The sequence below is a fragment of the Streptomyces sp. cmx-4-9 genome (assembly GCF_046548835.1).
Classification (GTDB): domain Bacteria; phylum Actinomycetota; class Actinomycetes; order Streptomycetales; family Streptomycetaceae; genus Streptomyces.
In genome coordinates this window covers 927,296-947,722 of record NZ_JAEBEE010000001.1, presented here as the reverse complement: position 1 = coordinate 947,722, position 20,427 = coordinate 927,296, and the positions used below count along the sequence as shown (strand labels likewise).

At 72.3% G+C, this 20,427-nt stretch carries 20 protein-coding genes and 2 tRNA genes; 14 read left to right on the top strand and 8 right to left on the bottom strand.

From position 1 onward, the window contains the following. Positions 1–26 precede the first annotated feature (26 nt). The 4 genes from ACLJTM_RS04435 to ACLJTM_RS04420 all read left to right on the top strand — a co-directional run bounded on the left by ACLJTM_RS04435 (position 27) and on the right by ACLJTM_RS04420 (position 3,463). Positions 27–1,208 carry an SDR family oxidoreductase gene (locus ACLJTM_RS04435; RefSeq protein ID WP_411101984.1) on the top strand — a complete coding sequence of 394 codons (1,182 nt, stop codon included), beginning with the start codon at positions 27–29 and terminating at the stop codon, positions 1,206–1,208. Between the two features lie 236 nt (positions 1,209–1,444). Next, entirely contained in the window at positions 1,445–1,906 is a 462-nt protein-coding gene (locus ACLJTM_RS04430; RefSeq protein WP_411101983.1) for a molybdenum cofactor biosynthesis protein MoaE, read from the top strand. 170 nt (positions 1,907–2,076) lie between these two features. Continuing rightward, positions 2,077–2,274: a hypothetical protein gene (locus ACLJTM_RS04425; protein WP_411101982.1), complete on the top strand. Its 198-nt coding sequence runs from the start codon at positions 2,077–2,079 to the stop codon at positions 2,272–2,274. 97 nt (positions 2,275–2,371) lie between these two features. After that, positions 2,372–3,463, top strand: a complete 1,092-nt coding sequence (locus ACLJTM_RS04420; protein WP_411101981.1) for a PDZ domain-containing protein — start codon at positions 2,372–2,374, stop codon at positions 3,461–3,463. A gap of 34 nt (positions 3,464–3,497) precedes the next feature. Here the strand turns inward: ACLJTM_RS04420 and ACLJTM_RS04415 are convergent, their stop codons facing one another. Further along, entirely contained in the window at positions 3,498–4,067 is a 570-nt protein-coding gene (locus tag ACLJTM_RS04415; RefSeq protein WP_411101980.1) for a PPA1309 family protein, read from the bottom strand. A gap of 131 nt (positions 4,068–4,198) precedes the next feature. Between ACLJTM_RS04415 and ACLJTM_RS04410 the strand changes: the two genes are divergently transcribed. From ACLJTM_RS04410 to ACLJTM_RS04395, 4 genes are all read left to right on the top strand, one after another. After that, complete coding sequence (locus ACLJTM_RS04410; protein ID WP_411102278.1) at positions 4,199–7,078, top strand: UPF0182 family protein; 2,880 nt, start codon at positions 4,199–4,201, stop codon at positions 7,076–7,078. A 78-nt stretch (positions 7,079–7,156) separates the two neighbouring features. Next, a tRNA-Met gene (locus tag ACLJTM_RS04405) sits at positions 7,157–7,230 on the top strand. Between the two features lie 192 nt (positions 7,231–7,422). Continuing rightward, on the top strand, positions 7,423–9,279 hold the full coding sequence (locus tag ACLJTM_RS04400; RefSeq protein WP_411101979.1) for a tetratricopeptide repeat protein: 1,857 nt from the start codon (positions 7,423–7,425) through the stop codon (positions 9,277–9,279). Positions 9,280–9,353: 74 nt separating this feature from the next. Beyond that, positions 9,354–9,427: transfer RNA gene (locus tag ACLJTM_RS04395), tRNA-Met, on the top strand. Positions 9,428–9,545: 118 nt separating this feature from the next. On the opposite strand, the gene ACLJTM_RS04390 is transcribed toward ACLJTM_RS04395, so the two are convergent. Further along, the gene (locus tag ACLJTM_RS04390; RefSeq protein ID WP_411101978.1) at positions 9,546–9,962 is read right to left on the bottom strand and encodes a Fur family transcriptional regulator; all 417 of its coding nucleotides are present in this window, start codon (positions 9,960–9,962) and stop codon (positions 9,546–9,548) included. A gap of 139 nt (positions 9,963–10,101) precedes the next feature. On the opposite strand from ACLJTM_RS04390, the gene ACLJTM_RS04385 reads away from it, so the two are divergent. After that, positions 10,102–11,571 (top strand): catalase, encoded by a 1,470-nt coding sequence (locus ACLJTM_RS04385; protein ID WP_411101977.1) that lies wholly within the window; start codon positions 10,102–10,104, stop codon positions 11,569–11,571. A gap of 90 nt (positions 11,572–11,661) precedes the next feature. Here ACLJTM_RS04385 and ACLJTM_RS04380 read toward each other — a convergent pair whose 3' ends face one another. Beyond that, positions 11,662–12,054, bottom strand: a complete 393-nt coding sequence (locus ACLJTM_RS04380; RefSeq protein WP_411101976.1) for a cyclic nucleotide-binding/CBS domain-containing protein — start codon at positions 12,052–12,054, stop codon at positions 11,662–11,664. 186 nt (positions 12,055–12,240) lie between these two features. Beyond that, positions 12,241–13,044: a histidinol-phosphatase gene (hisN, locus tag ACLJTM_RS04375; protein ID WP_411101975.1), complete on the bottom strand. Its 804-nt coding sequence runs from the start codon at positions 13,042–13,044 to the stop codon at positions 12,241–12,243. 135 nt (positions 13,045–13,179) lie between these two features. On the opposite strand from hisN, the gene ACLJTM_RS04370 reads away from it, so the two are divergent. Beyond that, positions 13,180–13,725: a TetR/AcrR family transcriptional regulator gene (locus ACLJTM_RS04370; protein ID WP_411101974.1), complete on the top strand. Its 546-nt coding sequence runs from the start codon at positions 13,180–13,182 to the stop codon at positions 13,723–13,725. Positions 13,726–13,758: 33 nt separating this feature from the next. On the opposite strand, the gene ACLJTM_RS04365 is transcribed toward ACLJTM_RS04370, so the two are convergent. The 4 genes from ACLJTM_RS04365 to ACLJTM_RS04350 form a co-directional block, all read right to left on the bottom strand. Further along, entirely contained in the window at positions 13,759–14,082 is a 324-nt protein-coding gene (locus tag ACLJTM_RS04365; RefSeq protein ID WP_073911826.1) for a DMT family transporter, read from the bottom strand. A gap of 144 nt (positions 14,083–14,226) precedes the next feature. After that, positions 14,227–15,237: a ribosome small subunit-dependent GTPase A gene (gene rsgA, locus ACLJTM_RS04360; protein WP_411101973.1), complete on the bottom strand. Its 1,011-nt coding sequence runs from the start codon at positions 15,235–15,237 to the stop codon at positions 14,227–14,229. 8 nt (positions 15,238–15,245) lie between these two features. Further along, positions 15,246–16,619 carry a 3-phosphoshikimate 1-carboxyvinyltransferase gene (gene aroA, locus ACLJTM_RS04355; protein WP_411101972.1) on the bottom strand — a complete coding sequence of 458 codons (1,374 nt, stop codon included), beginning with the start codon at positions 16,617–16,619 and terminating at the stop codon, positions 15,246–15,248. Positions 16,620–16,672: 53 nt separating this feature from the next. Then, complete coding sequence (locus ACLJTM_RS04350) at positions 16,673–17,386, bottom strand: M50 family metallopeptidase (protein WP_411101971.1); 714 nt, start codon at positions 17,384–17,386, stop codon at positions 16,673–16,675. A 53-nt stretch (positions 17,387–17,439) separates the two neighbouring features. Between ACLJTM_RS04350 and ACLJTM_RS04345 the strand changes: the two genes are divergently transcribed. From ACLJTM_RS04345 to rsrA, 4 genes are all read left to right on the top strand, one after another. Continuing rightward, a complete protein-coding gene (locus tag ACLJTM_RS04345; RefSeq protein WP_411101970.1) occupies positions 17,440–18,258 on the top strand; it encodes an SOS response-associated peptidase in 819 nt (272 codons plus the stop codon). A gap of 30 nt (positions 18,259–18,288) precedes the next feature. Then, the gene (locus ACLJTM_RS04340) at positions 18,289–18,963 is read left to right on the top strand and encodes an alpha/beta family hydrolase (RefSeq protein ID WP_411101969.1); all 675 of its coding nucleotides are present in this window, start codon (positions 18,289–18,291) and stop codon (positions 18,961–18,963) included. A gap of 416 nt (positions 18,964–19,379) precedes the next feature. Then, positions 19,380–20,024, top strand: coding sequence for a sigma-70 family RNA polymerase sigma factor (locus ACLJTM_RS04335; protein ID WP_030709911.1), 645 nt, complete (start codon positions 19,380–19,382; stop codon positions 20,022–20,024). Continuing rightward, positions 20,021–20,344 carry a mycothiol system anti-sigma-R factor gene (gene rsrA / locus ACLJTM_RS04330; protein WP_411101968.1) on the top strand — a complete coding sequence of 108 codons (324 nt, stop codon included), beginning with the start codon at positions 20,021–20,023 and terminating at the stop codon, positions 20,342–20,344. The genes ACLJTM_RS04335 and rsrA overlap by 4 nt, the downstream gene beginning before the upstream one ends. The last annotated feature ends 83 nt before the right edge of the window (positions 20,345–20,427 follow it).

Genomic DNA, 20,427 nt, shown 5'->3' with positions numbered 1-20,427 from the left:
CTGAAGACAACCGCTGGAGACGCCTGGTGAGTTCCCCGGATCCGCAGTTTTCGGATAAGCACAGCCCCGCGACCCACGACGCCGAAAACCGCCCCGACGACGGTGACAGCGCCGCCGGCGTTCGCCAGCCGCGTAACCCGGACGGCTCCCGGCGGCACGCCCCGGTGGTCGCCGTCACCGGTGCGGCCTCCGGGGTCGGCGCGGCCCTGGTGGAGCGCCTGGCCTCCTCCGACGAGGTCAAGCAGGTGCTGGCCATCGACGAGCGGCGCGGGGAGTGCGCGGCCGCCCAGTGGCACGTCCTGGACGTACGGGACCCTGCGATCGCCGAGAAGCTGCGCGGCGCGGACGTGGTGGTGCACCTGGCGCTGGACCTCGACCTCGAATCGGACCCCGCGGCCCGCACCGCGTACAACGTGCGCGGCACCCAGACCGTCCTGACGGCAGCCGCCGCGGCCGGGGTGCACCGCGTGGTGCTGTGCACCTCGGCGATGGTCTACGGGGCGCTGCCGGACAACGACATCCCGCTGTCGGAGGACTCCGAGCTGCGGGCCACCGCCGAGGCCACGGGCGTCGGAGACCTGCTGGAGATCGAGCGGCTGGGGCGGCGGGCCCCCCGCGCGCACCCCGGGCTCAACGTCACCGTGGTCCGTCCGGCGGTCCTCGTCGGCGGCACCGACACCGCTCTGACCCGCTACTTCGAGTCCCCGCGCCTGCTGGTGGTGGCCGGCTCCCGCCCCACGTGGCAGTTCTGCCACGTGGAGGACCTGGTCAGCGCCCTGGAATACGCCGCCCTGGAGAAGGTCGAGGGTGAGCTGGCCGTCGGCTGCGAGGGCTGGCTGGAACAGGAGGAGGTCGAGGAGCTCAGCGGCATCCGCCGCATGGAGCTGCCCTCGGCGGTCGCGCTCGGCGCGGCGGCCCGGCTCCACCGGATCGGCCTGACCCCGTCCCCGGCCGGGGACCTCGCGTACACGATGCACCCGTGGGTGGTCAGCGTCAGCGGACTGCACGCGGCGGGCTGGCGCCCCCGCTGGACCAATGAGGAGGTGCTCGCCGAGCTGCTCCAGGAGGTCGCCGGTCGGCACACCGTCGCGGGCCGCAGGCTGGGCCGCAAGGACGCCGCGACGGCCGCCGGCGCCGCCGGCGCGACGGTCGCCCTGCTGGGCGCCGCCGCCGCGGTCCGCCGTGCCCGCAAGCGCCGCGGCATCTGAGGCGCCGGGCGGACCCTCAAGGCCCCCTCGGGGCGTGCTCGCGGCCCGGCCGGACCCGGCTCGCCGCCCGCGCCGGGCCCGGGCGGGACCGGAGGGCTCCGGCTCCGGGCGGCCGGGCCGCTGGCCGGAAACCGGCCACCACCAGCGGTTTCCTGTAGGAGGCTCCCAATCGGGACGGCGTGCGCCGGGTGATCCGGCTATTTCGCCGCGGCGGCGGCTAGGGCACGATGGACGGTATGGCACCGCACTTCGACCACCCCGGCGAGCAGGCCGCTCCGGACCCGATCCGGCTGCTCCAGATCCGTGACACCCCGCTCTCGATCGACGAGGTCTTCCAGGCCGTCGGGGACGAGGCGGCAGGAGGGACGACGCTCTTCGTCGGCACGGTGCGCGACCACGACGGCGGGGCGGACGTGGAGGCGCTCGGCTACTCCTGCCACCCGACGGCGGAGGCGGAGATGCGCCGCGTCGCCGAGCGCGTCGTGGCGAAGTTCCCGGTCCGCGCCCTGGCCGCCGTGCACCGGGTGGGCGACCTGGCCGTCGGCGACCTGGCGGTCGTGGTGGCCGTCTCCTGCCCGCACCGCGGCGAGGCCTTCGAGGCCTGCCGGATGCTGATCGACGACCTCAAGCACGAGGTCCCCATCTGGAAGCACCAGACCTTCGCCGACGGCACCGAGGAATGGGTCGGGGCCTGCTGACGGCACAACCGGCCGCCGGCCGAACCCCCGCGCGCGCAACACCCCCCGGAGGGGGGTAGCCTCGCACCCGTTCGGCCGCGCAACACGCCCTCGATTTGCGTAACCCCTGTCCGGGCACCAGCGTTGAAGCCACCAACGACACGTACTTCTCGGGGTAGGGAGGCTCGCCCATGGCGTCACTGGCGTGGTTGCTGATTCCGCTGCTGGCCGCGGTCGGCGCAGCGATATGGGGCAGCTGGGCGGCCCGGGACCGTACCCAGGGCGACATATCCGAGCTCGCGGGCTACGCGCGCTTCCGCGAGGCCATGGACCGGTCCGACCGGCCCCGGGCGAAGGCGGAGGCGCACTCCGGTTCCGACGCCGTCTGAGGCGTCCCGTGAGAATCCGCTGAGAGTTCCGCGGACCGCCCCCGTACGGCCCGGCCCCAGGGGCCGCCCGCCAGGGCCGTCCCGTACTGTCGGATCCATGCCACGCCGCACTGCGACGATGCTCGCCTCCACCCTGATGCTGTTCGCGCTGCTCTGCGCAGGGGTGTTCATCAAGGTCCCCTACTCCGAGATGAGCCCCGGCCCCACCGTGAACACGCTCGGCGATTCGCACGGCGAGCCCGTCCTCAACATCGCGGGGCGCAAGACGTACCCGACCAGCGGCCACCTGAACATGACGACGGTCCGCGTCACGGGCGCGGACTACGACATGAACCTGCTGGAAGCGGTGTACGGCTGGCTGGCGGGCGACAACATCGTCGTCCCGCACGAGAACCTCTACCCGGACGGCAAGACGGAGCAGCAGTCCTCGCAGGAGAACGCCGAGGAGTTCAGCCAGTCCCAGCAGAGCGCCAAGGTGGCGGCCCTGCGCCAGCTGGGCATCCCGGTCACCGCGCGGGTGATCGTCTCCACCGTGGTGAAGGACAGCCCCGCCGAGGGCAAGCTGCACGCCGGCGACGTGGTCCAGGCCGTCGACGGCCGGCCCGTGACCGGCCCCGAGGACGTCGCCACCTACGTGACCCGGCACAAGGCCGGCGAGCCGGTGGAGTTCACCGTGCTGCCCGCCACGGAGGTGGCCGAGGCGGCAAAGGCCCACCGCGAGCCCACCGGCTCCGCCAGGGTCTCCATCACCACGGGCAAGGCGGAGGGCGACGGCCACGCCGTCGTCGGGATCCGCGCCGGGAGCGACCACACCTTCCCGTTCACGATCGACATCAAGCTGGCCGACGTCGGCGGCCCCAGCGCCGGCCTGATGTTCGCCCTCGGCATCGTCGACAAGCTCACCCCGGAGGACCTGACCGGCGGGAAGTTCGTCGCGGGCACCGGCACCATCGACGACAAGGGCAAGGTCGGCCCGATCGGCGGGATCCAGATGAAGACCATCGGCGCCCGCCAGGCCGGCGCCGAGTTCTTCCTGACGCCCGCCGAGAACTGCGCGGCCGCAGCCGCCGACGTCCCCGGCGGACTGACCCTGGTGAAGGTCTCCACCATCGACGACGCCACGAAGGCCCTGGAGAAGATCCGCACCGGGGACAAGGCCGGGCTGCCGCAGTGCAGCAGCACCTCCTGAGCGTCCGGCCCGGCCCCGCCCGCCCCGTGCGGGACTAGGAGAACGTCGCCGCGAGGGCCTCGGCCAGCCCCGGGACCAGGTTGCCGCCGGTGAGCACCTCGGTCGAGGAGTCCTTCTCCCGCAGCCGTACGGCCGACTCACGCGAGCCGTCGCGCAGCACGGCCACCGTGAGGCGGACCTCCTGCCGCTCCGGGTGGCCGGCGACCCACTTCGCCAGCTGCTTGTCGCCGAGGCCCTCCGGTACGGAGGCCTCCGCCGACGGCGGCAGCATCAGCCGCTCCACCGTCAGGGCGCAGCCGACGACCGCGTCGGGCCAGGCGAGGGTCCCCAGGAACGTGTCGAGGGGAGTGCCGGCCGGGACCTCCTCCTGCTCGATCGGGGTGAGGGAAGACTTGCCCGCGTCGTCCTGGTCGAGGCCGAGCTGGCTCGCCAGCCGCGGCTCCTGCTTCTTGAGCCGGGCGGTGTCGACGAGGGCGAACAGCCGGGCGGGCTTGTCCCAGCCGAGTCCGGCCGCGTACTCGTCGATCTCGAGACAGGCACGGGTCAGCGGGCTGGCCGCCATCGGCGTGCCGGGGGAAGGCGAAAGGTTGGACATGGACAACATCCTGCCTCCTTTCCACCGGATACCGGGAACTGACCAAAGCCTCAGTAAGTTGCATGAGTGGGCTCTACGATCGAGGGCCCCCTTCACACCGGATACAGCGACTTTCAGAGGTGCGCACCTTGGCTTTCCAGATGCCGGACCGCGGCGGAGGCCCCTCGGGGCCACGGATGAGAGTCGGCCGACCGTCCCGGCGGGCCCGCACTCTCCTCATGACCCTGGGCGTGCTGGCCGTCCTGGCCATGCTCTTCATCATGTTCGCGGGATTCTGGACGGACTGGCTCTGGTTCCGTTCCGTGAAGTACTCCTCGGTCTTCACCACCACCCTGTGGACCAAGATCGGGCTGTTCTCGGTCTTCGGTCTGCTGATGACCGGCGCGGTGGGGCTGAACATCTGGCTGGCGTACCGGCTGCGGCCCCCGCTCAGCGCCATGTCGATGGAGCAGCAGAGCCTCGACCGGTACCGGATGAGCATCGCCCCGTACAAGAAGTGGCTGCTCCTGGGCATCGCGGTGCTCGTGGGCCTGATCGCGGGCGCCTCGGCGGCCGGCCAGTGGAAGACCTGGCTGATGTACGTGAACGGGGTGTCCTTCGGGCAGAAGGACCCCGAGTTCCACCTGGACGTGTCCTTCTACACCTTCGACCTGCCCTGGTACCGCTTCCTGCTCGGCTTCGGCTTCGCCGCGGTCGTGCTGTCGGTGATCGCCGCGGCCGTCGTGCACTACCTGTACGGCGGACTGCGCGTGACCAGCCCGGGCGCCCGGGCCACCGCCGCGGCGACCGGGCACCTGTCGGTGCTGCTCGGCCTCTTCGTGACCCTCAAGGCGATCGCGTACTGGCTCGACCGGTACGGCCTCGCCGTGAAGTCCAGCGATTTCAAGGCCGCGGACAACTGGACCGGCCTGCGCTACGTCGACGCCAATGCGTACCTCCCGGCCAAGACGATCCTGGTGGCGATCGCCGCGATCTGCGCCGCGCTGTTCTTCGCGACGCTGTGGCGCCGCACCTGGCAGCTGCCCGTCATCGGCTTCGGCCTGATGGTGCTCTCGGCGATCCTGATCGGCGGCCTGTACCCGGCGATCGTGCAGAAGTTCCAGGTCCAGCCGAACGAGCAGGCCAAGGAGTCCCCGTACGTCGAGAAGAACATCAAGGCGACGCGTGACGCCTACGGGATCGCCGAGACCAAGGTCGACGAGTACGCGGGAGCCGCTCCGGCGAACGCGGACAAGAACAAGCTGCGGGCCGACGCCAACACCACGGCGAGCATCCGCCTCCTCGACCCGAACATCGTCTCCCCGGCCTTCCAGCAGCTCCAGCAGAACAAGGGCTACTACGGCTTCCCGCCCACCCTGGCGGTCGACCGGTACAACGGCCAGGACACCGTCATCGGGCTGCGCGAGCTGAACCTCGCGGGCATCCCGAAGAACAACTGGATCAACGACCACTTCCGTTACACGCACGGCTACGGCGTGGTCGCGGCCAAGGGCACCGAGGTCACCAAGACCGGCGACCCGGTCTTCATCGAGTCCGACCTGCCGTCCAAGGGCGAACTCGGCACCTTCGAGCAGCAGATCTACTACGGCGAGCAGACCAAGCAGTACTCGATCGTCGGCGGTCCGCAGAAGGAGCTCGACTACTCGGACGACAAGGGTGAGAAGGAGACGAGCTACCAGGGCGGCTCCGGCGTCAGCCTCGACAACCCGGTCAACCGGGCGGCGTACGCGCTCACCTTCAGCGAGCCGCAGATCCTCTACTCCGGTGCCATCGGCGAGGGCTCGCGGATCCTGTACAACCGCACGCCCAAGGAGCGCGTCGAGGCCGTCGCCCCCTGGCTGACCATCGACGGCGCCCCCTACCCGGCGGTCGTGGACGGCCGGATCCAGTGGATCGTCGACGCGTACACGACGACGAACGGCTACCCGTACGCCTCCCGCACCACCCTCGGCGACACCACCGCCGACTCGCTGACCAACAGCCAGCGCGCGGTCGTGGCGCAGGAGAACCAGGTCAACTACATCCGCAACTCGGTGAAGGCCACCGTCGACGCCTACGACGGCACGGTCAAGCTGTACCAGTGGGACACCGAGGACCCGGTCCTGAAGACCTGGATGAAGGCGTTCCCGGGCACGGTGAAGCCCAAGAGCGAGATCTCCAAGCCGCTCATGGACCACCTGCGCTACCCGCAGGACCTCTTCAAGGTCCAGCGCGAGCTGCTCACCCGGTACCACGTCACCGATGCGCAGACCTTCCTCAGCGGCAGCGAGGCGTGGTCGGTGCCGGACGACCCGACGACCAAGGCGGGCAACGCGGTTCCGCCGTACTACCTGTCGATGAAGATGCCGGACCAGAAGGAGAAGGAGCAGGTCTTCTCCCTCACCACCACCTTCACGCCGAATGGCCGCGACAACCTGAGCGCCTTCATGGCGATCAACGCGGACCCGAAGACCCCGGACTACGGGAAGATCCGGGTCCTGAAGCTGCCGACGAGCAACCCGGTCGACGGCCCCAAGCTCGTGCAGAGCAAGTTCAACTCCAAGCCGGAGATCGCCCAGGAGATCAACATCCTGAGCCGGGGCGACTCGCAGGTCGAGTACGGCAACCTGCTGACGATCCCGCTGGACGGCGGGATGCTCAACGTCGAGCCGGTGTACGTGCGCGGCGGCGGCGTGAAGTACCCGATCCTGCGCAAGGTGCTGGTGACCTACGGCGGCCAGGTGGCCTTCGAGGACACCCTGGAGAAGGCGTTGAACGTGGTCTTCGGTGCCGAGGCCCCGAGCACCCCGCCGACGACGACCCCGCCGGACGGGACCACCAACCCGCCGCCGCCCGCCACCGACCCGACGGTCAAGGCGGCGCTCGCCGACGTGCAGAAGGCCGTGGAGGATGCCGACAAGGCCCGCCAGGCCGGCGACTGGGCTGCCTTCGGCAAGGCGCAGGACGAGATCAAGGCCGCACTGAAGCGGGCGGTCGACGCGGAGGCCAAGCTGACGCCGTCCCCCGCCCCGGGCGGCTAGCGGCCGCCGGGCCCTTGCCGGCCGCGCCTGCGGTCGGTAAGGGCCCCGTCCCGCGTCGTGATACTGTGGTTTCACCGACGCGGGGTGGAGCAGCTCGGTAGCTCGCTGGGCTCATAACCCAGAGGTCGCAGGTTCAAATCCTGTCCCCGCTACTGAAGATGAAGGCCCGGATCCATGGGATCCGGGCCTTCGTCATGTCCGGAGTGGACACGCGGTAGCTAGGGAGAGTGAGTTGGGGTAGGAGCGTGTTTGACTTGTCTCTCTGTGGGCATGTCGACAAAACGCTGTAGTGACCTCACTGACTGCGACATACCAGGTGTACGCGGGTAGCAGGTGATGCGACGATGGGATTTATGGGGGACAGGTCAACTCTGCTGGAGACAGGGCGGTTTGTGAGGGCGGAGGCGGAGCCGGGTACGGGCGCCGAGGAGACGGCTCCCGCTGTCAACGCGCAGACCGTGCTGACCGATGCGGATTTCGCGCAGGAGATGTTCGCCGAGACCGACACGGCGAGCGACGCCGAGCTGGAAGCCCGCCACCGGGTGGCCGCCGACCAGGGCGACCCCGGTGCCATGAGCGTGCTCGGCGCGCTGCTGCTGCGCCGCGGCGACCTGGCCGGAGCCGAGCCGTACCTGCGCGGGGCCACCGCCGAGGGGGACCGGGCCGCCGCGAACAACCTCGGCGTTCTCCTGCACCAGCGGGGCTACCCCGAAGAGGCCGCGGGCTGGTGGCGCGTCGCCGCCGTCGCCGGGTCGGCGCCGGCGGCCCACGCCCTGGGCCGCCACTTCCGCGAGCGCGGGGACGAGCCCGCCGCCGAGTACTGGCTGCGCCAGGCGGCCGAGTCCGGCCATGCCCTCGGCGCGTACGGCCTGGCCGACCTGCTGGAGCACCGGGGGGACAAGGGAGTCGAGCGCTGGTTCCGGGCCGCCGCGGAACAGGGGCACCGCGAAGCCGCTTACCGGCTCGCCCGCCACCTGCGCAAGGGCGACCCCGTCGAGGCCGAGCAGTGGTACCGCCAGGCCGCCGCGCGCGGGCACCGAAGGGCCGCGCTGCACCTGGGCGCCCTGCTGGAGGCGCGCGGCGAGCTGAAGGAGGCCGGGCGCTGGTACCTGACCTCCGCCAAGCAGGGCGAGGCCCGCGCGGCCTGCGCGCTGGGCTTCCTGCTGCGCGACGCCGGGGACGAGGAGAACGCGGCGGTGTGGTGGCACCGCGCCGCCCAGGACGGCGACGCGAACGCGGCCAACGCGCTGGGCGCGCTGCACGCCGCCCGCGGGGAGACGCAGACCGCGGAGCGCTGGTACCGGGCGGCCATGGACGCGGGCGACCAGAACGGGGCGTACAACCTCGCCCTGCTGTGCGTCGCGCAGGACCGCACCGCGCAGGCCGAGCAGTGGTACCGGCGCGCGGCCTACGCGGGACACCGCGAAGCGGCCAACGCGCTCGCCATCCTGCTGCTCCAGGGCGGCGACGCGGAGGGCGCGGAGCCGTGGTTCTCGAAGGCGGCGGAGGCGGGCAGCGTGGACGCCGCCTTCAACCTGGGCATCCTCTTCGCCAGCCGCGACGAGGACCGGACGGCTCTGAAGTGGTACGAGCGGGCGGCCTCGGCGGGCCACACCGACGCGGCGCTCCAGGTCGGCATCGCCCTGGTGCGGGACGGCGAGGAGCGGGCCGCCGAGCGGCACCTGCGCTGCGCGGCCGGCGGCGGGAGCGCGGAGGCGGCCTTCCGGCTGGCCTCGCTGCTGGAGTCGCTGGCCCCGCCCGCGGAGCCGGTGGCGCTGGGCGAGCCGCTGTCCGGCGTCCCGCGGACCGAGAGCGAGGAGTGGTACGAGCGGGCCGCCGAGCTGGGGCACCGGCGGGCGCAGGTCCGCGTCGGCATGCTGGCGGCGGCCCGGGGCGACCTGGCGGTGGCGGCCCGCTGGTACCGGGAGGCGGCCGAGGCCGGGTCCCGCAACGGAGCCTTCAACCTCGGGCTGCTGCTGGCCCGCGAGGGCAACGAGCCCGAGGCGGCCCTGTGGTGGACCCGCGCGGCGGTGGCCGGCCACGGTCGGGCGGCCCTGCGTCTGGGCCTGCTCGCGGCGCGCCACGGCGACCTCGCCGAGGGGCAGAAGTGGTGCGTGCGGGCCATGGAGCTCGGCCCCGCCGAGGTCTCGGAACGGGCGGCCCGGCTGCGCGAGGCCCTGGCCGAGGAGCTGTCGGCCTGACCCCGGCCCCGCCGGCCGGCCCCGGAAGGGATTTGCATCTGCCGCGCCGGCTCACGTACAGTCGGGTTTACCGACGCGGGGTGGAGCAGCTCGGTAGCTCGCTGGGCTCATAACCCAGAGGTCGCAGGTTCAAATCCTGTCCCCGCTACTGAAGGCCCGAAGCCCGGATCCCATGGATCCGGGCCTCGAGTCGTTTGCGGTCCGACAACGGCAAAGGGCCGGGAGCTCCGGCTCCCGGCCCTTCCGTGTCCCACGGCCCTGGTGGGCTAGGCGGCGGCGCAGTTCGGGCACACCCCGCGGTACGTCACCTCGACCGCCGAGACCACGAAGCCGAAGCGCTCGGTGTCGGGCAGGTCGGCCAGTGGGTTGCCCGCCGGGTGGACGTCGCGGATCGCACCGCACTGGGCGCACACCAGGTGCTGGTGCGGCCGGTGGGCGTTCGGGTCGTAGCGCTTGGCGCGGCGGTCCGTGGAGACCTCCAGCACCTCGCCCAGGGTCACGAGCTCGCCCAGGGTGTTGTAGACGGTCGCGCGGGAGATCTCCGGCAGCCGGGCCGCCGCCCGGGCGTGCACCTCGTCGGCCGTGAGGTGGACGTGGTCACCGTCGAGCACCTCGGCCACGACGCGCCGCTGTGCGGTCATGCGCCATCCGCGTCCGCGAAGTCGATCCAGCAGGTCACTCATGTACGCCAGCCTAACAGTGTGGGGACTGGGTGTAACTCCTGAACCCGTATGTTTTTGGAACCTTGCTTGACTTAGACAAAGTCTATCGTAGGATCGAGTACGGCACCGGCCGAGCAGGCCGAGGACAGGACATGCAGGAATGACGCAGGAGGCGCACGTGACGCAGGGACCGCTCACCACGGAGGCCGGAGCCCCGGTCGCCGACAACCAGAACAGCGAGACCGCCGGCATCGGCGGCCCCGTCCTGGTTCAGGACCAGCTCCTCCTCGAGAAGCTCGCCCACTTCAACCGCGAGCGCATCCCGGAGCGCGTGGTGCACGCCCGCGGCGCCGGCGCCTACGGCACCTTCACGCTGACCCGCGACGTCTCGCAGTGGACCCGCGCCGCGTTCCTCTCCGAGGTCGGCAAGGAGACCGAGACCTTCCTGCGCTTCTCCACCGTCGCCGGCAACCTGGGCAGCGCCGACGCCGTGCGCGACCCCCGCGGCTGGGCGCTGAAGTTCTACACCGAAGAGGGCAACTACGACCTCGTCGGCAACAACACCCCGGTGTTCTTCATCAAGGACGCCATCAAGTTCCCGGACTTCATCCACACCCAGAAGCGCGACCCGTACACGGGCTCGCAGGAAGCCGACAACGTGTGGGACTTCTGGGGCCTGAGCCCGGAGTCGACCCACCAGGTGACCTGGCTCTTCGGTGACCGCGGCATCCCGGCGTCCTACCGCCACATGGACGGCTTCGGCTCGCACACGTTCCAGTGGAACAACGAGGCCGGCGAGGTCTTCTGGGTCAAGTACCACTTCAAGACCGACCAGGGGATCAAGAACTTCACCCAGGCCGAGGCCAACCGGCTCGCCGGCGAGGACCCCGACTCTCACCAACGCGACCTGCGCGAGGCCATCGAGCGCGGCGACTTCCCGAGCTGGACCGTGCAGGTCCAGATCATGCCGGCGGCCGAGGCGGCCGAGTACCGCTTCAACCCGTTCGACCTCACCAAGGTGTGGCCGCACGCGGACTACCCGCCGATCGAGATCGGCAAGCTGGAGCTCAACCGCAACCCGGAGAACGTCTTCGCCGAGGTCGAGCAGAGCATCTTCAGCCCCGCGCACTTCGTCCCCGGCATCGGTCCCTCCCCGGACAAGATGCTCCAGGGCCGCCTCTTCGGCTACGGCGACGCCCACCGCTACCGCGTCGGCATCAACGCCGACCACCTGCCGGTGAACCGCCCGCACGCCACCGAGGCGCGCACCCACTCCCGTGACGGCGCCCTGTACGACGGCCGCCACAAGGGCGCGAAGAACTACGAGCCCAACAGCTTCGGCGGACCGCACCAGACGGACCGTCCGCTGTGGATCTCCACCCCGGTCACCGGCGGCACGGGCAACCACGCCGCCCCGGTGCACCGCGAGGACAACGACTTCGTCCAGGCGGGCAACCTCTACCGCCTGTTCTCCGAGGACGAGAAGGCCCGTCTGATCGAGAACCTGTCCGGCTTCATCGCCAAGGTCTCCCGTGACGACATCGTCGAGCGCGCCATCAACAACTTCCGCCAGGCGGACGGCGACTTCGGCAAGCGGCTGGAAGCCGCGGTCCAGGCCCTCCGCGGCTGACCGACTGCTTGCCGTGGCAAGGGCGACGGGCCGGAACCCTCTCGGGGGTCCCGGCCCGTCGTCGTTCCCGGCCGCGGCGGTGCGCCGCCGCTACGCCGGGACCGTGCGCCGCTCCGGGGCCCAGCAGCGGATGATGTCGCGTACGGAGACGATGCCCACCGGGCCGCCGTGCTCCAGGACGATCAGGTGCCGGAAGCCGCCGTGGGCCATCGCCTCGGCGGCGTCCTGGATGGTGGCGTCCGGGGTGCAGAACACCACGTTGTTGGTGGTGTGGGCGCCCACCGACTCCCGGTCGGGGTCGTGGCCGGCGCCGATCGAGTTGAGGATGTCGCGCTCGGTCAGGATGCCGATCCCGCTGTGGTCGGGGTCGAGGACGACGGCGGCGCCGACGCGCCGGCCGGACATCAGGCAGGCCGCCTGGCGGAGGGTGTGTGCGGGGCCGAGGGTGAGGATCACGGTGCTCATGGCGTCACGGACGAGCATGAAGAGAGCCACCTCCTGGGGTGAGTCCCGCCGCTCGATGGGTGCACTTGAGAAGGCCTTCACAAGCGCACAAGCAGGCGGATCCTCAGATTCCCACGGACGCGGGGGGCCGACAAGAAGGCGCGTGGGCACGCATGTGCGGGCCCGGCGGTGCGCCCGCGCCCGCCGGCCGTTCCCGGCCACGCCTCACCCGCGCGGGCGCAGCAGCTCCAGCATCGGTGCGTGCAGCAGCCCGTTGGAGGCCGCGGCGTTCCCGCCGTGCACCCCGTCCACCCCGTCCAGGCTGGTGAAACGCCCGCCGGCCTCCTCGACGACCACCGCGACGGCTGCCATGTCCCACAGGTTCAGCTCGGGCTCCGCGCACAGGTCCAGCGAGCCCTCCGCGACCATCATGTACGGCCAGAAATCGCCGTACCCGCGCGTGCGCCAGCAGGACCGGGCCAGGTCCAGGAATCCGGGGAGGCGGCCCTGCTCCTCCCAGCCGCTCAGCGAGGAGTACGCGAAGGAGGCGTCGCCCAGTCCCGCCACCTTGGACACGCCGATCGCCGTGGTCGCACCGAGCGCCCCGCCCGCGAACGCGCCGCCGCCGCGGGTCGCCCACCAGCGGCGGCCCAGCGCGGGCGCCGACACCACGCCGACGACGGGTGCGAAGACCCCGTCCGGGCCCTCGGCCATCAGGGAGATCAGCGTCGCCCACACGGGGACCCCGCGCACGTAGTTCTTCGTGCCGTCGATCGGGTCCACCACCCAGCGCCGCGGGCCGCTGCCCACCAGGCCGTACTCCTCGCCCAGGATCGCGTCGTCGGGACGCGCCGCCGCGATCCCCGCCCGTACGGCCTCCTCCGCCGCCTTGTCCGCCTCGCTCACCGGCGTCATGTCCGGCTTCGTCTCGACCACCAGGTCGAGGGCGCGGAACCGGTCCATCGTGACGGCGTCCGCCGCATCGGCGAGTTCGAGGGCAAGGCGCAGGTCATCGTCATACTCGGGCATGGCCGAACAGTATCGGGACTCCCGGACCCCCACCAACGAGGTCCACCCTGCGGCCGGGAGGCGCTCTTGACAGGACCTGTCGCCCCGTCAACTCTGGCGGGGAGGCCCAGCCGCCAGGCCAGTGGGGAGACGACGATGCCGGCAGCCCGGGAGTCCTTGCTGGATGCGGCCGCGGCAGCGCTCGCCGCGCGCCCCTGGCCTGCCGTGCGGATGGTCGACGTGGCGGCCGCCGCCGGGGTGTCCCGGCAGACCCTCTACAACGAGTTCGGCGGCAAGGCCGGCCTGGGCCGCGCCCTGGTCCGGCAGGAGGCCGAACGGTACCTCGACGGGGTGGACCGGGCCCTCGGCACGCCCGCCACGACCGCCGAGCGGCTCCTCGCCGTTGCCGAGTGGACCGTGCGCGCGGCCCGCGCGCAGCCCGTCGTACGGGCCCTGCTCACCGGGGCCTGGAACGCCGCGCTGCCCGCCCCCGGACTGCCGCCGCGGCCGGACGCCGGGCCGCCCGGCCCCGGCCAGCTGGCCCGCGAGGTACGGGACCGGGCCGCCGCGGCCCTCACCCCGGGGGAGGGGGCGCAGCGCTGCGAACTCGCCGTCCGGCTCGCGCTCTCCTGTGTGATCGCCCCGCCGGAGGGCCCGGCCGGCCCGGCGCTCGCCGAACTGCTGCGACCCTGCGCCGGATAGCCCCGCGGGCCGGGGCGCGGGCCGGCGCCGGGATCAGTGCGCGGAACCGGACAGCTGCAGCCCGATGACCCCGAGGATCACCAGCGAGATCGACACCAGCTTGAGGGTGGAGACCAGGTCCCCGAGGAAGACCATGCCGTAGATGGCCGTCCCGGCGGCCCCGATGCCCGTCCACACCGCGTACGCCGGACCGACGTCCAGCTTCTTCAGCGCCAGCGTCAGCAGGCCGAAGCTGCCGAGGGCGAAGCACGCGAAAGCGATGGTCGGCCACAACCGGGTGAAACCGTGCGACAGCTTCAGGCAGACCGCGAAACCGGTCTCCAGGAACCCCGCGACCACGACGAGCAGCCACGCCATGTCGAATGCCTCCCCGCGTCACGTGACCCGGTCCGGGGCCGGCGTCCCGGCCAGAACCCGTGCGCCACTTGGTGGGCCTATCCATTCACCGGACACGGCCCCCCGCAAACCCCGCCCCGCGGCGCCGGCCCGGGTCGCCTCTGCCTAGTCGCCCTCCCGGCGCTCCCGCGTCTGCAGCAGTCTGCGCAGCGAGTACAGCCGCGCCGGGTCCGCGTGTCCGGCCTCCACCCAGGCGTCGAGTGCGCAGTCCGCCTCGTCGTGGCTGCACGCACGCGGGCAGCCCTCGGTGCCCGGGACCAGTTCGGGGAAGGCCAGGATCACCCGGGACGGGTCCACGTGGTGCAGGCCGAAGGAGCGCACGCCCGGGGTGTCGATCACCCAGCCGTCCCCGCCCGGCAGCGGCAGGGCCAGCGCCGAGGTGGTGGTGTGCCGGCCGCGGCCGGTGACGGCGTTGACGTGCCCGGTGGCCCGCCGGCGGTCCTCGGCGACCAGCGAGTTCACCAGGGTGGTCTTGCCCACGCCCGAGTGGCCCACGAAGGCCGTGATCCGGCCGTGGAGCCGGTCGCGGACCCGGTCGGCGGCGTCGCCCGTCGCGAGTTCCTCGCGGTTGGTGACCACGTAGTTCAGGCCGAAGGTGGAGTAGATCTCCAGGATCTTGTCGGCGGAGGTCAGGTCCGACTTGGTGAGCACCAGCAGCGGTTCCAGCCCGGCGTCGTACGCGGCCACCAGGCAGCGGTCGATCATCCGGGGGCGGGGTTCCGGATCGGCCAGGGCCGTCACGATGGCCAGCTGGTCGGCGTTGGCGACGACGACGCGCTCGTAGGGGTCGTCGTCGTCCGCGGTGCGCCGCAGGACGGACTTGCGCTCCTCGATCCGTACGATCCGGGCCAGGGTGTCCTTCTTGCCGGACAGGTCCCCCACGATCCAGACCTGGTCGCCCACCACGGCCGCCTTGCGGCCCAGCTCCCTGGACTTCATGGCGTGCACCGTGCGGTCCCCGACCAGGCAGGTCAGCCGGCCCCGGTCGACGGTCAGGACGAAGCCCTCGGAGGCGTCCTCGTGCTTGGGCCGGATGTTGGTCCGGGGCCGGTTGCCCTTGGGGTTGGGCCGCTGGCGGATGTCGTCCTCGTCGGTGTGCTTGCCGTACCTGCGCATGACGGGCCCTACGCTCCCGCACCCGCGCGCTGCGCGGCCGGGTCCGCCCCGTCCCCCGCGAGCATGTCCGTCCACATCGCGGGGAAGTCCGGCAGCGTCTTCGCGGTGGTCGCCACGTTCTCGATCAGCACGCCCGGCACGGCCAGGCCGATCACCGCACCCGCCGTGGCCATCCGGTGGTCGTCGTAGGTGTGGAAGGTGCCCCCGTGCAGCGGGCGCGGCCGGATGTGCAGGCCGTCGGCGGTCTCGGTGACGTCCCCGCCGAGCGCGTTGATCTCGCGGGTGAGCGCCGCCAGCCGGTCCGTCTCGTGCAGGCGCAGGTGCGCGACCCCGCGCAACACCGACTCCGAGTCGGCGAGCGCCGCCACGGCGGCGATGCCCGGGGTGAGCTCGCCGACCTCGCCGAGGTCCACGTCGATGCCGTGGACCTTGCCGGTCCCGGTGAAGACCAGCCCCGCGTCGGTCAGCTCGCAGGAGCCGCCCATCTCGGTGAAGATCCGGCGCAGCGCGTCACCGGGCTGCGTGGTGCGGCGCGGCCAGTCCGGGACGGTGACCGTACCGCCGGTGATCAGCGCGGCCGCCATGAAGGGCTGCGCGTTGGAGAGGTCCGGCTCGACCACCATGTCGCGGCCCAGCAGCGCGCCGGGCGCGACCCGCCACACGTCCTTCTCGCCGCCGGCCTCGGGGGTGTCGACCTGCGCGCCCGCCGCGCGCAGCATCTCCACCGTCATCCGGATGTGCGGCATCGAGGGCAGGTTCGCCCCCACGTGCCGGACCTCGACGCCCTGGTTGAAGCGCGGGGCGGAGAGCAGCAGCGCGGAGACGAACTGCGAGGAGTTGCTGGCGTCGATCTGGACCGTGCCGCCCTCCAGGGCCCCGCCGCCCTGGACGGTCAGCGGCAGCGCGCCGCGTCCGTCGTCGTCGATGCGGGCGCCGAGGGTGCGCAGCGCGGTGATGACCTGGCCGAGCGGGCGCTCGTAGGAGCGCGGGTCGCCGTCGAAGCGGATGTCGCCGTCGGCGAGGGTGGCCACGGGCGGCAGGAAGCGCATGACCGTGCCCGCGTTGCCCACGTCCACGGTCGTCGGACCGTGCAGGCCCGCCGGGATGACCCGCCAGGCCTCCCCGGTCTCCCCCCCGCCCGCCGAGCTGGACGAGACGGTCTCCTCGATGCCCACCCCCATCGCGCGCAGGGCGTCCGACATCAGCCGGGAGTCGCGCGAGCGCAGCGGACGGCGCACCCAGCCCGGCTCGGAAGCCAGCGCGGCCAGCACGAGCGCGCGGTTGGTGACCGACTTGGAACCCGGCACGGTGACGGTGGCGTGGACGGCGGCATCGGCGGTCGGGGCGGGCCAGAGGGCGGGGGACGAGGGGGTCTCGGTCATGGCCCCCACTTTAGTGGCTTCCCACGGCCCCGGATCTTGATCGCTGCGCCGTCTCAGAGACCGAGAAGCCAGCGCCCGCCGCCGGTCAGCGAGCAGAGCGCGACGATGTGGAAGAGCACCAGCCACACCACCGGGTGCACACCGGTGAGCCGTCCGAGCTGGTCCGCGTCGGAGTCCGGCGCTCCGCCGCGGCGCCGCTTGGCCTGGAGCTCGAAGACCGGGCGTACGCCGCCCAGGAGCAGGAACCACACCACCCCGTACGCGAACACGGCCTGCACCTCTGCCGGGGCCAGCCAGCCCACCACCACGAAGGTGCCGCCCGTGACCAGGACGGTCAGGGCCCCGTAAGCGTTGCGGATCATCACCAGCATCGCCACCAGCAGGGCGGTGGCGGCCCACAGCAGGAGGGTGATCCGGTGCGCCGACAGCAGGGCCGCCCCGCCCAGGCCCAGCAGCGAGGGCGCCGTGTACCCGGCGGCCGCGGTGAGGATCATGCCGAGTCCGGTGGGCCGGCCGCGGCTGACGGTGACCCCGCTGGTGTCGGAGTGCAGCCGTATCCCGTCCAGGCGCCGGCCGGTCAGCAGCGCCAGCAGGCCGTGTCCGCCCTCGTGCGCGATGGTGATCGCGTTGCGCGACAGCCGCCACAGCGGGCGGGGCCCCACGGCGGCCAGGGCGACGAGTCCCGTCGCGATCACCAGCCACTGCTCGGGGGCGGTCTGTATGCCCGTGAGCCGGTCCCACAGGCCGGCTGTCGTGCTGCTGTCCATGGAGGGGCGGGCTCCTTGCGGTGGTGGGCGGATGCCATGGCAGTGTGGCAGCCATGTGCGGAAGGTATGCGGCGAGCCGGAAACCCGAGGACCTGGCGGAGGTCTTCGGCATCGAGCGGTGGGAGCCGGAGCAGTCACCGGCCCCCGACTGGAACGTGGCGCCGACGAAGGAGGTCCACGTCGTCCTCGACCGTCCCCTGAAGGACGCCGCGGACCCGCGTCCGGTTCGCCAGCTGCGCGTCCTGCGGTGGGGACTGGTCCCCTCCTGGGCCAAGAACGCCGAGGGCGCCGCCCGGATGATCAACGCCCGGTCCGAGACCCTCGCGGAGAAGCCCTCCTTCCGCCGGCCCTTCGCCCAGCGCCGCTGCATCGTCCCCGCCGACGGCTACTACGAGTGGGTCACCGCCCCCGACGAACGGCAGCTGGAGGTCGAGGGCAGGAGGAAGCGGGCCCGCAAGCAGCCGTACTTCGTGCTGCCCTGCGACGGCTCGGTCTTCGCGATGGCCGGGATATACGAGTTCTGGCGGGACCCGGCCCTGCCCGACGCGCACCCGCTCGCCTGGCGGGTCACCTGCTCGGTGATCACCACCGAGGCCGAGACCGCGCCGCTGGGCACGGCACCCGCCGACGGGCCGCGCTCGCTCGCCGAGATCCACCCCCGGATGCCGCTCATGCTGACCCCCGACCGCTGGGACGCCTGGCTGGACCCGGCGGACACCGACACCGAGGGTTCGCTGCGGCAGCTGCTGGCGCCGCCGCCGGGCGGGCTGATGCGGGCCTACCCGGTGTCCACGGCGGTGAGCAACGTGCGCAACAACGGTCCGGAGCTCCTCACGGAGCTCGCCGCGCCGGAGGAGGGCACCCTCTTCTGACCGGACGGGGCGGGACGCAACGATGGGGGCATGAGCACCCGTACCGAGAGCGTCGCCACCCCGGCGGGCGAGGCCCGCATCACCTGGCACGCCGCCCGCCGGCCGCAGCTGGTCCTCGCGCTGGGCCACGGCGCGGGCGGCGGCATCGAGGCCCGGGACCTGGCCGCCCTGGCCGCGGCGCTGCCGGCCCGGGGCGTCACCGTGGCCCTGGTCGAGCAGCCCTGGCGGGTGGCCGGCAAGAAGGTCGCGGCCGCGCCCAAGGTGCTGGACGAGGGCTGGCGCGCGCTGTGGCCGGCCCTTGCCGAGTCCGGGCTGCCGGTGGTCGCAGGCGGCCGCAGCGCCGGGGCCCGGGTGGCCTGCCGCACCGCCGCCGAGCTGGACGCGGCCGGGGTGCTGGCGCTGGCCTTCCCGCTGCACCCGCCGGGCCGACCGGAGAAGTCCCGGGCCGCCGAGCTCACCGGCGCGGGCCGGCCCACGCTCGTGGTCCAGGGCGCCAGGGACCCCTTCGGGCGCCCGGAGGAGTTCCCGGCCGGCGGGCACACGCTGGTGGAGGTCCCGTACGCGGACCACGGGTTCGCCGTGCCCAAGCGGGCGGCGCCTCCCCAGGAGGAGGTCCTCGCGCGGATCACCGAGGCGGCCGCGGCCTGGCTGGCCGGACTCGCCGCCCCCGCGAGCCCCGCGGACCGCGGGAGCCCCGCGGGCTGAGGCCCGGACGAGGGCGGCCGGAGGGCCGCACGAGCGCTGCCCGAGGGGGGCGGCAGGACGCGGACCGGCCCCGCCCCCGGTCGGGGGCGGCCGCCGGGGGCAGGCCCCGGCCCCCGGGCACGCCGATCGGCCCCGGGGCCCGGCCGGCGGCGGGGCGCAGAACCCGTCCCCTGCACGGGAATGCCCCGCCCGGCCCTTCTGTTGTCCCGGATGTCGGTACGTACGGGAAGTTGTCGGAGGAGAGGGAGCGCATGACCCAGGTCATCAGCCACAACCGTCGTCAGGGCGCTGACCTGGACTGGACGGTACTGCCCGCCCCGAAGCGCAGCCCGCTTCAAGCGGCGGAGGTCCGGGAAGGTCGACTATTCTCCGATTCGAGCGGGTCCGCTTTCGGAGCCGCCACGCAGTCGGAGGAGGTGGGTCCTGTCGCTGGGACCGACGAAGGCCACGCGGAGGAGACGACCCCGGAGCGCAACGCGCGCTTCGAGAGGGATGCCCTCGGCTACCTCGACCAGATGTACTCGGCCGCCCTGCGCATGACGCGCAACCCGGCCGACGCCGAGGACCTGGTCCAGGAGACGTACGCGAAGGCATACGCGTCCTTCCACCAGTTCCGCGAGGGCACCAACCTGAAGGCCTGGCTGTACCGCATCCTGACCAACACCTTCATCAACTCCTACCGCAAGAAGCAGCGGGAGCCCCAGCGCAGTGCCGCGGAGGAGATCGAGGACTGGCAGCTGGCGCGCGCCGAGTCGCACATGTCGACCGGTCTGCGGTCGGCCGAGTCGCAGGCGCTGGACCACCTGCCCGACTCGGACGTGAAGGAAGCCCTCCAGGCCATCCCCGAGGAGTTCCGCATCGCGGTCTATCTTGCCGACGTGGAAGGCTTTGCGTACAAGGAGATCGCGGACATCATGGGTACACCCATCGGTACGGTCATGTCGCGACTGCACCGTGGCCGACGCCAACTCCGCGGAATGCTGGAGGACTACGCCCGTGAACGCGGGCTCGTCCCCGCGGGTGCCGGAGAGTCGAACGACCGGAAAGGCTCGGGCTCATGAGTTGCGGAGAGCCGCACGAGACGGAGTGCTCTGAGGTCCTGGACCACCTGTACGAGTTCCTCGACCACGAGATGCCGGACAGCGACTGCACGAAGTTCGAGACCCATTTCGACGAGTGCAATCCCTGCCTGGAGAAGTACGGCCTGGAGCAGGCCGTCAAGAAGCTGGTCAAGCGGTGCTGCGGGTCGGACGACGTACCCGCCGACCTGCGGTCGAAGGTGATGGGCCGGATCGAGCTGATCAGGTCCGGGCAGGCGGTGCCGGACCACGACGTCACGGCCGACGCCCCCGTCACCGCCGACCGCCCGGCAACGGGCTGACCGCGGCAGGAGCCGTTCCGCCCGTCGTGTGAACCGCCGCCCCCGGACAGGTACTTCGTTCACTCGAAGGTGCTAATCCGGGG